This is a genomic window from Pseudoflavonifractor sp. An44 (genome assembly GCF_002161675.1).
In the GTDB taxonomy this organism is placed as follows: domain Bacteria; phylum Bacillota; class Clostridia; order Oscillospirales; family Oscillospiraceae; genus Enterenecus; species Enterenecus faecium.
In genome coordinates, this window is the sequence record NZ_NFIH01000013.1 from 78295 (window position 1) to 91719 (window position 13425).

Consider the following 13425-nt stretch of genomic DNA (forward strand, 5'->3'; position numbering starts at 1 on the left):
CAATCTCCTCAATAGTCCAGGTTCATGGCCTTGTCGGCGTTGCGCTCAATGTATTCCCGACGGGGCTCCACTTTCTCCCCCATGAGCAGGGTGAAGATCTCGTCGGCCCGCACGGCGTCCTCCAGGGTGATGCGCTTGAGGGTGCGGGTCTCCGGGTTCATGGTGGTCTCCCACAGCTCGTGGGGGTCCATCTCGCCCAAGCCCTTGAAGCGGCTGATGTCCACCTTGGCGTTGGGGTTGTCCCCACGCATCTCGGCGGAGATCTTGTCCCGCTCCTGATCGGTGAAGGCCACTCGGGTCACCTTGCCCCGGGTGAGCTTGTACAGGGGGGGCACGGCGGCGTACACATAGCCCCGGTCAATGAGGGGGCGCATGAAGCGGAAGAAGAAGGTCAGAAGCAGGGTACGGATGTGGGCGCCGTCCACGTCGGCATCGGCCATGATGACCACCTTGTGGTAGCGCAGCTTCTCCTCGTCGAACTCGTCCCCCAATCCAGCGCCCAGGGCGGTGATGACAGGGGTGAGCTTGTCGTTGCCGTACACTTTGTCCGCCCGGGCCTTCTCCACGTTGAGCATCTTGCCCCACAGGGGGAGAATGGCCTGGAAGCGGGAATCTCGGCCCTGCTTGGCAGAGCCGCCAGCGGAGTCACCCTCCACGATGTAGATTTCGGTCAAAGCGGGGTCCCGCTCGTAGCAGTCGGCCAGCTTGCCGGGGAGGGTGGCCCCCTCCAGGGCGTTCTTGCGGCGGATGTTTTCCCGGGCACGGCGGGCGGCCTCTCTGGCCCGGTTGGCCATCATGGCCTTTTCCAGGATGGTGCGGCCCACCGCGGGGTTCTCCTCCAAAAACTGCTCCAGCTTGTCGGACACCACGGCGTTGACCAGGGTGCGGATCTCGCTGTTGCCCAGCTTGGCCTTGGTCTGGCCCTCGAACTGGGCCTCGGTGAGCTTGACGGAAATGACGCAGGTCAGGCCCTCCCGGCAGTCCTCGCCGGAGACCTTGTCGTCCCCTTTGAGAAGGCCCGCCTTCTTGCCGTAGGCGTTGAGCACGTTGGTGAGGGCCCGCTTAAAGCCCTCCTCGTGCATGCCGCCCTCGGGGGTGTGCACGTTGTTGGCAAAGGAGACAATGACCTCGTTGTAGCTGTCGTTGTATTGCAGGGCGATCTCCGCCATGGAGTCGTCCTTGGTGCCCGACATGTAGATGACCTCTTCATGGAGGGCGGTCTTATTCTTGTTGATGAAGGTGACAAACTCCCGGATACCGCCCTGGTAGCACATGGACTCCTCTTGCTCCTGGCCAGCTCTGCGGTCAGCCATGAGGATGTGAATGCCGGCATTCAAGAAGGCCTGCTCCCGCATGCGCTTGTGGAGGATCTCGTAGTCGTACACGGTGTCCTCGAACATCTCCGGGTCGGGCTTAAACACCACCTCGGTGCCGGTGTGGTCGGTGGTGCCGATGATGGTCATTTCCTGGGTGATGTTGCCCCGGGAGAACTTCATCTCGTAGATGTTCCCGTTCTTGTGCACCCGCACCTCCAGCCACTCAGACAGGGCGTTGACCACGCTGGCGCCCACGCCGTGGAGGCCGCCGGAGACCTTGTAGCCGCCGCCGCCGAACTTGCCGCCGGCGTGGAGGACGGTGTACACCACCTCCAGGGCGGGCCGCCCGGTCTGGGGCTGGATGTCCACGGGGATGCCGCGGCCGTTGTCGGTGACCCGGATGACGTCGCCGTCCAGAATCTCCACGGTGATGGTGTCGCAGTACCCGGCCAGAGCCTCGTCGATGGCGTTGTCCACGATCTCATACACCAGGTGGTGGAGACCGGAGGACGAGGTGGAGCCGATGTACATGCCCGGTCGCTTGCGGACCGCCTCCAGCCCCTCCAGGACCTGAATCTCGGACGCGCCGTATTCGTGCTCCACGGCGGTGGGGCTGTGTTCCATATGTTCTGACATTGCTAGTTCCTCCCGAAAAACGTTCAGTGGTTATATAAAAACTGTCATGTTCTCCTCCTCAAAGAGGAGAACTCAGGTGTCGTCTGTCTATTCGGCCAGGGGGCCCGGCCTGCCAGCCTGGTGGGGACGCTCCCCGCTGGGGGTACCTTTTGAGCGGGCAAAAGGTACCAAAACCCGCTTAGGGCGTTCCCCCCTAAGAACCTCCCTGGGGTACGGGGCTGTCCCTGCGTCAAGTGTCAGTTCGGCCCTGGCCCCGGTGAGGTCACATGGATGGCCTGGCAAATCTATGGGCAGCGCTCCCTTCTCTGTGAGTCGATGCCGCTCCTTCCAGGGCCTTACCCTGGTGTGCGGCGTTTCCGCCGCCGAGCGAATCCTCCGGTAACTGCCAGCCTCAAGCCTCCCGGAGGGAGCCATAATCCGTGCCGCCACAGGCGGCACACCGCAATTATTCATTCTTCATTTTTCATTATTCATTGGCGAATCCAGCCCCGTCCAGGGGTTGGATTCCGCCCGCTTGGCCAGAGTGGCAGCGCTCAATTGGGAGAGAAACACCACTTCCTCCCCCTCCTCCGTCTCACACAGGATGAAGGAGCGAGGCAGGTCTTCCCCCACAAAGATCACCCGTCCCTCCTCCTCAGCCCGGTCCAAAAAAGTCCGGGTGCGGTGGGACCAGGTGGTGTTGTCCAAGTCGAAGATGCCCACCAGGTCCTCCTCGGGCACCATGACTTGTTGTCCCATATACAGATACACAGCCCTTACTCCTCCTGTAATGCCCCTTGGCAGATGTGAAACACCTTACCCTGCTCCAAAAGCTCCTCCTTCTCCACCTCGCAGCAGGTGATGAACACCTGGCCCGTGGGGATGCGGTTGAGGACAAACTCCTGCCGCCGCCGGTCCAGCTCCGAGAGCACGTCGTCCAGCAGCAGCACCGGCCATTGCCCGGTGTCCTGGAACATGATGTCCCGGGCCGCCAGCTTCAAGGCCAGGGCGGCGGTGCGGGTCTGCCCCTGGGAGGCAAAGCCCTTGGCGGACTGGCCGTTGATGTCCAGCACCAGGTCGTCCTTGTGGGGCCCGGACAGACAGCTGCGGCTGTGAATCTCCGCCTGTTTGTGGCGCTCCATGTGGTCCAGCAGCTGCTCCAAAATCACTTTGGGGGCGGCTAAGGGGTCGGTGACGGTGGACACGGTGTGGTAATGAAGGTCCAGCACCTCCCCGCCCCCGGAACAGTCGGCGTGGATGGCGGGGGCAGTCTCCTGGAGCCGCTTGACGAAATGGGCCCGGTAGTGAATCAAAATGGCCCCATACTCCGCCATCTGCTGGGAAAAGGCGTCCAGGGCGTACATCAGCGAGGGCTTCTCCCCGCAGTCCCGTAAAATCCGGGTCTTGTGCTCCCACAGCCGCCGATAGTTGGACAGGGCCATGGCATACCGGGGGCGCAGCTGACAGATGCAGTCGTTTAAAAACCGACGCCGCACCCCGGCCCCCTCCCGGATGAGGTGCAGGTCCTCCGGGCAGAAGAGCACCGAGGGCAGCAGCCCCGACAGCTCTCCCAGGGTCTTGAGCCCCACCCCGTTGCAGGTAAACTTCCGCCGGGCCCCCACGGGCAGCTGGGCGTCCAGCACCAGCTCCCGCTGGCCGTTCCACAGCTTCCCCGTCACCCGGGCCCGGTCGCAGCCAAACTGCACCAGCTCCCGGTGGTTTCTCGCCCGGTGAGACCCGCCGGAGGAGAGATAGCCGATGGCCTCCAACAGATTGGTCTTGCCCTGGGCGTTCTCCCCCACAATGACGTTGACCCCTGGGTGGAAGTCTGCCTCCAGGTGGGTGTAGTTGCGGAAGTGCTCTAAGGTGAGCCGCTGGACGGTCATTCCACCGTCAGCTCCAGCTGCCCATCCACCTCCACCACGTCGCCGGGGCGGATTTTCTTGCCCCGCATGGTGCAGACTTCCCCGTTGACCTTCACCAGACCGTCCTGGACGATCTGCTTGGCCTCACCGCCGGTGGCCACGGCGTTGGCAAACTTCAAAAGAGAGTCCAGCTTGATGAACTCGGTGGTGATCGTAATATTATCCTTTTTCATATAGCTTCTCCTTAAAAACGCCAAATGGACCGCAGAAAATGAATAATGAATAACGAATAATGAATAATTGTGGTGTGCCGCAAGGCGGCACAGATTTCATGTTCGAATGCAGCTATCTCAACCGGGGGTAGGGGCCGGGCTTGCCCGGCCCGCTGGTGCCCTGGCCTTGCCCTGGGAGATTTGGGAGGGGCAAGCCCCTCCCCTACCCACCGCATTGCAAGAAACGCTGCAAGGTTTAGGGCCTGCATTCTTCATTTTTCATTCTTCACTATTCATTAAATATACACCCATGGTGTATATTTATTCCCCCGCTTTCAGCCGCACCGGCAGAATCATATACAGGAAGTTATCAGGCTCCCCGTCCTTGGGCAGCAGCAGGCAGGGGGAAGTGGGGGTGCCCAGCTCCATGCGCACCTCCTGAGCGGGGGCGGCCTTCACCGCTTCCATTAAATACCGGTTGTTGAAGCCAATCTCCAGCCCCTGACCGTCTCCGGCAATGGGGCAGCGGTCAAAGGCGGAGCCGATGGCGGTTCTGGAAGAAATGGCCAGAGAGCCGTCCTCAAATTTGCACCGCAGGGGGCTCTTCAGCTTATCATTGATAATGAGAGAGGCGCGGTCAATGGACAATTGCAGCATAGAGGTGTCCACATACAGGGAAATGGGGTTATTTTGGGGGATGGTCTGGCGATAATTGAGGAATTCACCCTCCAGACGGCGGGACACCAGCAGGGTCTGACCCACCTGGAAGGTGACGTGGCGGTCACCCAGGGTGACAATTACCTCGTCGTCACAGTCGGCGCAGATGCGCTCCACTTCGGTCAAAGCGTTACCAGGAACCACAAAAGAGAAGGTATTCATGCCAAATTTACGGATAAAAGTTTCTCTTCTCAGGGCCAGGCGGTAGCCGTCCACCGCCACCAGGGTCAGGGTGGTGTCCTCCACCTCGAACAGGGCGCCGGTGTGGACAGGTCGGGACTCGTTGGTGCTCACGGCAAAGAGCACCTGGGAGAGCATGGACCGGAGGGCGGACTGGGTCAGGGTGACGGAACTGCCGTCGTCCACGGCGGGCAGCTCGGGAAATTCGTCGGCGGGGCTGCCCATGATGTCAAACGAGGTGGGTCCACAGGCAATGTGGACGGAATTTCCCTCGGTGGACACGGTGATCATGTCGTCGGGCAGCTTTCGGATGATCTCACCAAACAGTCTTGCCGACAAAATCAGAGAACCGGGCTGGGTGACCTGGGCGTCCACCCGGGTGATGATGCCGGTTTCCAAATTGTATCCAGACAGGCGCAGACCTTCGGTGGAGGCCTCCACTAAGATGCCTTCCAGAGCAGAAATGGTGCTTTTGGTGGCGACCACTCGCCCTGCGATCAATACTGCTGACTGTAAAATGGCTTTTTCACAGGAAAATTTCATGGTGTGCATCCTTTCTCGTTTCCCCGCCAAAAAGAGAGGAAAGGTTTAAAAAAATCGTAGTAGGCAGTAGGGGGTGCGGAAGCTGTGGAGATTTCCACAACGCTTACGGCCCCAAGGGTTTCCGGGTTTTGAAAACTTCCACACAGCTTCCACAGCCTCCATAGGGGACCATGGGTCACAGGGGACCTCCACAGCCTTCCACACCACAGTCCGCAAGATTGTGGAAAACTCGGTTGAAGTTGTGGAAGCTGAATTCCATGCCATGCACGCATGTCATGGAGGGGGTTGCAGACCGCTGCGTCGCACTCGCCTACGCTCGCACGCTTGCGGTCTGAGCGGTGTATTTTCCCATGCACATGTCCTGGGAAAATACGAGATTTCAATTTATTTTCCCGCCTGCGGGCGGAAAAACTCTGCCGAGGGCTTTTTGTCCGATTTACCAGGCCGAATTGACGGCGTTGGTGATGTCCCGGATGATCTCGGTGAGCTCGGGCTGCTCTTTCATCATCTTCTCCACCCGGTTGATGGAGTTGAGGACGGTGGAGTGGTGACGGCCGCCGAACTGCTGGCCGATCTCCGCCAGAGACAGCTGGGTCATCTCACGAATAATATACATGGCCACGTTACGGGCGGTGGTGATCTCCTTGTTCTGGCTCTGGCCCCGCAGGGCGTCGCTGTCCAGCTCGTAGAACCGGGCCACCTCCTGGATGATGGTCTCCGCCGAGGGCAAAAAGTCCTCTTTGGCCCGGAGAATGTCCCGCACCGCCCGGATGGTGTTCTCCACATCCACCTGGGCGCCCATCAGCTCCTGGAAGGCCATGATCTTGTTGACCACGCCCTCAATTTGCCGCACGTTGGAGGTGATGTTCTCCGCCACGTAGGACAGCACCGGGTCGGGGAGCACAATGCCCCGCTCCAGAGACTTGTTTTTCAGAATGGCCATACGGGTCTCGTAGTCCGGGGGCTGGATGTCCGCGGGGAGGCCCTGCTCGAACCGGGTTTTCAGACGCTGCTCTAAGCGCAGCATCTCCTGGGGCGGGCGGTCGGAGGTGAAGACGATCTGTTTTTTCTGCTCATACAGGGTATTAAAGGTGTGGAACAGCTCCTCCTCGCTGGAGTCCTTGCCGGCGATGAACTGCACGTCGTCCATCAAAAACAGGTCCACCGTCCGATACTTGTCCCGGAAGCCCTGCATGTCGTTGCCGTGGCGCAAATTCGAGATGAGCTCGTTGACGAAGTCCTCGCTTTTGATGTACATAATCCGGTAGTTGGGGTGGTTTTCCCGCACCCGGTTGGCGATGGCGTGGAGCAAGTGGGTCTTGCCCAGCCCCGACTGGCCGTAGATGAACAGGGGGTTGTAGGCCCCGCCCGGCTCGTTGGCCACCTTCACAGCGGCGGTGAAGGCGAATTTGTTGGTGGAGCCCACCACAAATCGGTCGAAGGTGTACTCCTGGAAGGCGGGGTCCCCGGGCTGGGTGGGTCCGGCCTTGCGGTACTGGTCCCGCTCCTGGGGGAGCATCAGGGTCACCGCCACGTCAAAGGAGAACAGCTCCCGCAGTCCGTGTTCCACCGCGGTCAAAAACCGGGTGCGGATGATGTTGCGCTTAAATTCGGTGGGGACGCAGAGAATGAGGCCGCTCTCATCCAGAGCCACCGCCTCCACGTCGCCAAACCAGGTTTCGATGGACACGGCGGTCATGTCCTTCTCCATCAAAGTCTTTACTTTTTCCCATACGTCAGCAGCTGACTTCATGGCATGAGCCTCCTCAAACAAAACAAGAGAGTATTTCAGCCTTCCGCCTAGGGGCTTTCTGAAAAGTCGAAATCATTGACTTTTCCAACCATCAACGCCAGCTACTGCGTTAAAAATGCTCGGAATCCACCCAGGATTCCTGCGCTTTTTGCCTGGTATCTGTCTGTTGCTTGTGGAAAATTCGGCGATTTCTTGGTTTTCAGATGCGCCCTAGGGTGCGGAAAAACAGGCCGCTAAATGGGAAACCAGAGCTTCCGGTGGGTGTAGCGGCACACATCTCATACACAGATTGCCCCAAAGGCGCAAAAAACCGTTCCCCTGGTCGTGGGCCGGGACTTTGGAGGCAAGCGCCAAAGCCCCGGTGGGTATCACCGGGGAAGCAGGAGAGCATGAGCATTGTGGATTGGTAACAAGCATTATATCAAAAAAAACGCCAAAGGGCAATTCTATATTTATATTGTAGCAGAAAAATTTCCACACTTTCTCCACAAATTGCGGAAAAACGGATGGTGTTGTTAAAAGGAAAAAATACCACCACAACATCTTGTGTTACCCAATTCTTGCGAAAAAAGATTGGAATTTTTCTTGACAGAAGGGGGAGATTTGGGTATAATTTCGTGTGCGCTATTGAGCGCATTGATTTTACCGACCGCATCCCACACGGGATGTTGTGGAGGGCGGCACAGCCCCCCGTAAGGGCTTTGTGCTTTGCCAATCTGTACAGGAGGTGTTTCCGCATGGTTCGTACCTATCAGCCCAAGAAGCGTCATCGCTCCAAGGTCCATGGTTTCCGTAAGCGCATGGCCACTGCCAACGGCCGCAAGGTTCTGGCTCGCCGTCGTGCCAAGGGCCGCGTCCGTCTCACCCACTGATGGTGGCAACAGCGGCAACATCGGATATATGTGAATAAAGCAGGGGCGCGGGAGTAATCCCTCGCCCCTACGTTCGTATACGTGGAGACCTTACCATCCATGCCCCTGCGGCCCCTTGCGGCTCTTTTCCGCCCCAAATTCGTTGCGACTTTTTGAAATACACAAAGTATTTCTGCAAAGCCGCGCCTCTTTGGTGACGAAAAATTTCTCGCAAGTGTCTCTTGGGGATGGATGGCAATGTCTCCACAGGAACTACCTGTTTTTTCATCATTCCGATGTTCCCACCCTGATGAAGGGAGTTTTTTTGTGAAATACACGGTATCGTTAAAGGAAAACCACATCTTCCGCCGTCTCTACCGCAAGGGCAACACCGCCGCAGACAGCCGTCTGGCCATCTACGTGCGGCGCAACGGACGGCCCGGCAATCGGCTGGGCCTCACCGTGTCCACCAAGGTGGGACATGCTGTGGTGCGCAATCGGCTGCGCCGCCGCCTGCGGGAGATCTACCGCCTCCACGAGCACCAGCTGGTGCGGGGGGTGGACCTGGTGGTGGTGGCCCGGGTGCGGGCCGGTTCCTCGTATTACCGACAGCTGGAGGAGTCCTTTGTGCGGCTGTGCCGCAAGCTGAATCTGGTGGAGAAGTGAGAGAATGAAACAGATTTTGCTGTTTCTGGTGCGGTATTACCGCAAGAACATCTCCCCCACCCGGCCTCCCAGCTGCCGCTTTATTCCCACCTGCTCCACCTACGCCCTTCAGGCCATTGAGGTCCACGGGGCGCTCAAGGGTGGACTGTTGGCGGCGTGGCGGGTGCTGCGCTGCCATCCATTTCACAAGGAAAAAGGCTTCATCTACGACCCCGTACCACCGAAAAAAACTCGATTATCCAGGAGGTAACACATGGATATCTGGCAAATCCTCATGACGCCCTTTAGCTGGTTGCTGGAGACCTTCTGTCGGGTCTTTAATAGCTACGGCGTTGCCCTGATCGTCTTTACCCTGGTGGTGAAAGTCATCCTCTTCCCCCTGTCTCTCAAGGGCAAGAAGAGCATGATCAAGATGAATCTGCTCAACAGCCAGGTCAAAGAGATTCAGCAGCGCTGCGGCAGCGACCGGGAGCGTTATAGTCAGGAGGTCAACAAGCTCTATGCGGACAACCAGGTCAGCCCCATGGGCGGCTGCGGTTGGTCCCTCATCCCTCTGGCCATCCTGATGCCTCTGTATGCCATCATCCGCCGGCCCCTCAAGTATTTGATGGGTCTGAGCGATGCAGGCACCACCGCCGTGGCCAACGCCCTGGGATTGCAGGGCTTTGTGGCCGGCTCCGGCTACGGTGAGCTGACCCTGGCCGCCACCATGAACAGCGGCAACCTGGCCACCGCCAAGGAGGCCGTCACCGCCGCTGGCCTGTCCGCAGGCGGCATGTTTGTCATCAACTTTAACTTCCTGGGCCTGGACCTGTCCCAGATCCCCAACTGGAAGTTCTGGGACGGCGGCATCACCCCCAACTCTGTGGGTCTGTTCCTGCTGCCCGTCATCTCCGCCTGCCTGTCCCTGCTGTCCATGATCGTGTCCCAGCGCACCAACCAGATGAACGCAGACCAGAAGCCCGCCGGCATGAACTCCATGATGATCATGAGCCCCCTGATCTCTCTGTGGATCGGCTTTGCCATGCCCGCCGGCTTGTGTGTGTACTGGATTGCCAACTCCCTGTTCATGATGGTGCAGGAAGTCATCTGCGGCAAGATCCTCAAGAAGGACTATGAGGCCGCCCAGCGCCAGATCGCCCAGCAGGCTGCCCGTGCCAAGGAGGCCGAGAAGGAGCGCCGCCGCCAGGCCGCCCAGCGCAAGGCCCAGGCCATCGCCGCCAACAAGGGCAAGAAGGTCAAGGAGAAGAAGAGCAAGGGCGTGGATGTCACCGCCAGCCGGGAGGGTATGCGTACCTATGCCCGTGGCCGTGCCTACGACCCCAACCGCTACCCCATCACCCCTTATGTGGACCCCAACCCCGTCCGCCACACGGTGGAAGAGGATGTGGAGCCGGAGGAGACCGAGCCTGTGGTGGAGAAGAAGGACAACACCACCCCGGTGATTCCCCCCGTGGTGCCCGAGGCCGTGGAGGCCGACCAGGACCTGGACCAGGATGGGGAGTATGAGGAGGCCTACGCCCCCGAGAGCGAAGAGCAAGACCCCAAGGGCTAAGGAAGGAGTGCACCATCGTGCTGAAGTTTATTGAAGTAACCGGCAAGAATGAGGACGAGGCCATTGCCAAGGGTCTGGCCCAGCTGGGTCTGGACCGGGACGATGTGTCTCTGGAGATTTTGGAGCGAGGCAAGACCGGCTTTTTGGGCATCGGTTCTGTGCCCGCCAAGGTAAAGCTCACCTACGAGGCCCCCGATGAGGCCCCCGTGGTGGAAGAGCAGCCCGCCCCTGCCCCCGCCGCCCCTGTGGTGGAGGAGAAGGTGGTGCCCGTGGTGGCAACCCAGCCTGTAGAGGAGCAGCCCGCCCAGACTTCCACACCTGTGGTGGAAGTTGTGGATGACGAGGTGGCTCAGGGCATCATCCGCTTCCAGTCCGGCCTGTTCGCCCAGATGGGGGTGGAGGCCACGTCCCGGGTGACCCGGGACGGGGAGACCTACCAGGTGGTGCTGGAGGGCGAGAACATGGGCGCCCTCATTGGCCACCGGGGCGAGACCCTGGACGCCATCCAGCAGCTCACCGGCTACGTGGTCAACCGGGGCCGCAGCCACCGGGTGCGCATCCATGTGGATGCGGAAGGGTATCGTGCCCGCCGGGAGGAGGCCCTCCAGCGGCTGGCCCACAAGACCGCGGCCAAGGTGGTCAAGTACCGCCGCAACATCACCCTGGAGGCCATGAACGCCTACGAGCGTCATGTCATCCACGCCGCCCTCCAGGACGTGGCTGGTGTGAGCACCTATTCCACCGGCACCGAGCCCAACCGCCGTACGGTTGTGGCTTACACCCCCCAGAAACATTAACAACTTCATGGCCTGCTGTGGAAGTCCACGGCAGGCCATTGTTGTATTTCTCTTCTCCCCTGGTGAGGGGAGACGCGCTCCGCTGGGGTGACTTTCTGATTGGGCAGAAAGTCACCAAAGACCCACCAAAGGCGGGGCCTTCCCCCGCCTTGTGGAATCCACCCCGCGGTACTGGCTATCCCTGCGTGCTCCTCTTTTCGGCCCTGGACTGGTTCATGTCACATAGATGGCGTAGGCATTCTATGGGGCGTGCCTGCTCCTCTGACGATGGTACTTCTACTCCCCAGGGCCTTACCCTGGTGAGCCGCTGTTCCCAGCGATCGTGGCCTGGCTCCCGGCGGCGGGAACGCCGCTGTACCAGGGCAGGCCCGGAGGTGGAAAGCACCCAGCCATAGGGCCAGCTGCCCAGGGTAACCTGGTGTGGTGGCAGTACCAGGAGCCACAGCAAGAGTCACGGGCCGAACCTAGGCTTGACGCAGTTCCAGCCTCGTACCCCAGGGGGGTACTTAGGGGGGAACGCCCTAAGTGGCTTTTCGTCCATTTTGGCCAGTCAAAATGGACCCCCAGCGGGGAGCGCGTTCCCTAGGCTTCCAAGCCTGAACCATCGAAAATAGATAAACCATCTCCAGGACTGGAGACAAAATCTGTTTTTCATAAAGCATGAAAAAGGATGTGATCCCTATGACCCCCCTCTACGACCGCCTGGTGGAGCTGTCCCACCAGCCCCTCACCCGCCTGGATATGCCTGGCCACCACGGCCACCCCGCCCCGGGTCTGGACTTCTGGCCCGCCTGATTGGGCAGAAAGTCACCAAAGACCCACCAAAGGCGGGGCGTTCCCGCCGCCGGGAGCCAGATGTTCGTTAGCTGGGAACAGCGGCTCACCAGGGTAAGGCCCTGGAGGTAGAAGTTTATTTGCCATAGAAGCTGAAACTTACAATAGGATTGCCATGCCATCCATGTGACCCCACCCGTCCAAGGGCCGAAAATAGGAGGACGCAGGGACACCCCGTACCGCGGGGTGGATTCCACAAGGCGGGGGAAGGCCCCGCCTTTGGCGATTCTTTCCCCTCTTTCTCATCGCTGAGAAAGGGGGCCCAGCGGAGCGTCCCCGGCGGGGGCGCAGGTCTGCGACTGAGAAATCGGAGAAGAACAGATTTTGATATCGGCCCTTATGGGCTTTCAGCTTCCCTAAAAGGGAAAGCCAAGTGAAGCGTGAAAAAGGAAGCGATGCTTATGCCAACTCCCCTCTTTGACCGCCTGGTGGAGCTGTCCCACCAGCCCCTCACCCGCCTGGATATGCCCGGCCACCACGGCCACCCCGCCCCGGGGCTGGACTTCTGGCCCGCCCATCTGGACGTCACCGAGCACCCCGCCACCGGGGACCTCTTCGACCCCGAGGCCGACGACCCCATCGCGGAGGCTCAGGCCCTGTGGGCCAACGCCGTGGGCATGGAGTCCTGCCTCTTTCTCACCGGCGGCTCCACCCAGGGCATCCACGCCGCCCTGGCCCTCACCGCCGGGACGGGCGGCGAGGTGCTGCTGGACCGGGGGTCCCACCGCTCCGTGTTCAACGCCCTGGCCCTCTTAGACCTCACTCCCCACTACCTCCCCCGCCCCTGGCTGGCCGAGGAGGGGGTCACCGGGCCCATCCAGCCCCAGGACGTGGACCAAGCTCTAAAAAACCACTCAAATATCAAAACGGTGTGTATAATATCGCCCACTTATTACGGCGTGTTGTCAGATATTCCCGCTCTTGCCGCCATTTGCCACGCCCACGGGGCCAAGCTCATGGTGGACGGAGCCCATGGAGCCCACCTGCCCTTCTTGGGCTACACCGGGTACAGGTATGCCGACGTGGTGGTGGTGTCCGCCCACAAGACCCTCCCCGCCCCCGGCCAGACCGCCCTGCTGCTGGCCCAGGGGTACACCGCCGACCAGCTGCGGTGGGCGGCCTCCCTCTACGGCACCTCCTCCCCCAACTATGTGATGATGGCGGCGTTGGATGTGGTGCGGGACTACCTGGAGGGGGACGGGCGGCGAGCTTACACAGAAACCGTGGGTCTTGTGGAACACTTGCGGTGTACCTTCCCCGCCCTGCGCCCGGTGGGTGTGGAGCTGGACCCCACCCGGCTGGTGCTCAACTGCCGGGACGGCTACGGGGTGGCCAAGACCCTCATGGACCGGGGCATCTATTACGAGATGGCGGATAGTGGCCACGTGGTGCTCATCTTCACCTGTGCCGACGGCTCCCAAACCGTGGCCGCCCTCACCGCTGCCCTGGAGGGGGTGGACCTGGGCGGGGCCTCACCTCTGCCCCCGCCCAGGTCCACCCCCTCCAGGGCAGCGGTGAGGG

The 13425-nt window shown here is 60.4% G+C and carries 13 protein-coding genes; 7 read left to right on the top strand and 6 right to left on the bottom strand.

Features of this window, described 5'->3' with window-relative positions; all coding sequences use genetic code 11:
- Nucleotides 1-8: 8 nt before the first annotated feature.
- The 6 genes from gyrB to dnaA form a co-directional block, all read right to left on the bottom strand.
- The gene (gene gyrB / locus B5F98_RS07650; protein WP_087371100.1) at nucleotides 9-1952 is read right to left on the bottom strand and encodes a DNA topoisomerase (ATP-hydrolyzing) subunit B; all 1944 of its coding nucleotides are present in this window, start codon (nucleotides 1950-1952) and stop codon (nucleotides 9-11) included.
- Between the two features lie 456 nt (nucleotides 1953-2408).
- Entirely contained in the window at nucleotides 2409-2690 is a 282-nt protein-coding gene (locus B5F98_RS07655) for a DUF370 domain-containing protein (RefSeq protein ID WP_242961626.1), read from the bottom strand.
- A 17-nt stretch (nucleotides 2691-2707) separates the two neighbouring features.
- Nucleotides 2708-3817 carry a DNA replication/repair protein RecF gene (gene recF / locus B5F98_RS07660; protein ID WP_087371107.1) on the bottom strand — a complete coding sequence of 370 codons (1110 nt, stop codon included), beginning with the start codon at nucleotides 3815-3817 and terminating at the stop codon, nucleotides 2708-2710.
- A complete protein-coding gene (locus B5F98_RS07665) occupies nucleotides 3814-4029 on the bottom strand; it encodes an RNA-binding S4 domain-containing protein (protein WP_087371110.1) in 216 nt (71 codons plus the stop codon). The genes recF and B5F98_RS07665 overlap by 4 nt, the downstream gene beginning before the upstream one ends.
- A gap of 300 nt (nucleotides 4030-4329) precedes the next feature.
- Nucleotides 4330-5448, bottom strand: a complete 1119-nt coding sequence (gene dnaN, locus B5F98_RS07670; protein WP_087234167.1) for a DNA polymerase III subunit beta — start codon at nucleotides 5446-5448, stop codon at nucleotides 4330-4332.
- A gap of 436 nt (nucleotides 5449-5884) precedes the next feature.
- Nucleotides 5885-7201 carry a chromosomal replication initiator protein DnaA gene (gene dnaA / locus B5F98_RS07675; RefSeq protein ID WP_087371113.1) on the bottom strand — a complete coding sequence of 439 codons (1317 nt, stop codon included), beginning with the start codon at nucleotides 7199-7201 and terminating at the stop codon, nucleotides 5885-5887.
- Nucleotides 7202-7938: 737 nt separating this feature from the next.
- Here dnaA and rpmH point away from each other — a divergent pair.
- The 7 genes from rpmH to B5F98_RS07705 form a co-directional block, all read left to right on the top strand.
- Nucleotides 7939-8073: a 50S ribosomal protein L34 gene (gene rpmH / locus B5F98_RS07680; RefSeq protein ID WP_087234145.1), complete on the top strand. Its 135-nt coding sequence runs from the start codon at nucleotides 7939-7941 to the stop codon at nucleotides 8071-8073.
- Between the two features lie 306 nt (nucleotides 8074-8379).
- Entirely contained in the window at nucleotides 8380-8718 is a 339-nt protein-coding gene (rnpA, locus tag B5F98_RS07685) for a ribonuclease P protein component (RefSeq protein ID WP_087371117.1), read from the top strand.
- 4 nt (nucleotides 8719-8722) lie between these two features.
- On the top strand, nucleotides 8723-8968 hold the full coding sequence (gene yidD / locus B5F98_RS07690) for a membrane protein insertion efficiency factor YidD (protein WP_087234141.1): 246 nt from the start codon (nucleotides 8723-8725) through the stop codon (nucleotides 8966-8968).
- 3 nt (nucleotides 8969-8971) lie between these two features.
- The gene (locus tag B5F98_RS07695; protein WP_087371120.1) at nucleotides 8972-10273 is read left to right on the top strand and encodes a YidC/Oxa1 family membrane protein insertase; all 1302 of its coding nucleotides are present in this window, start codon (nucleotides 8972-8974) and stop codon (nucleotides 10271-10273) included.
- A gap of 17 nt (nucleotides 10274-10290) precedes the next feature.
- Entirely contained in the window at nucleotides 10291-11070 is a 780-nt protein-coding gene (gene jag / locus B5F98_RS07700; RefSeq protein WP_087371123.1) for an RNA-binding cell elongation regulator Jag/EloR, read from the top strand.
- 660 nt (nucleotides 11071-11730) lie between these two features.
- Nucleotides 11731-11865 (top strand): hypothetical protein, encoded by a 135-nt coding sequence (locus tag B5F98_RS13475; protein WP_275532892.1) that lies wholly within the window; start codon nucleotides 11731-11733, stop codon nucleotides 11863-11865.
- Nucleotides 11866-12305: 440 nt separating this feature from the next.
- Nucleotides 12306-13425, top strand: a 1120-nt coding sequence (locus B5F98_RS07705; RefSeq protein WP_087371126.1) for an aminotransferase class V-fold PLP-dependent enzyme, incomplete at its 3' end; no start/stop codon positions are given.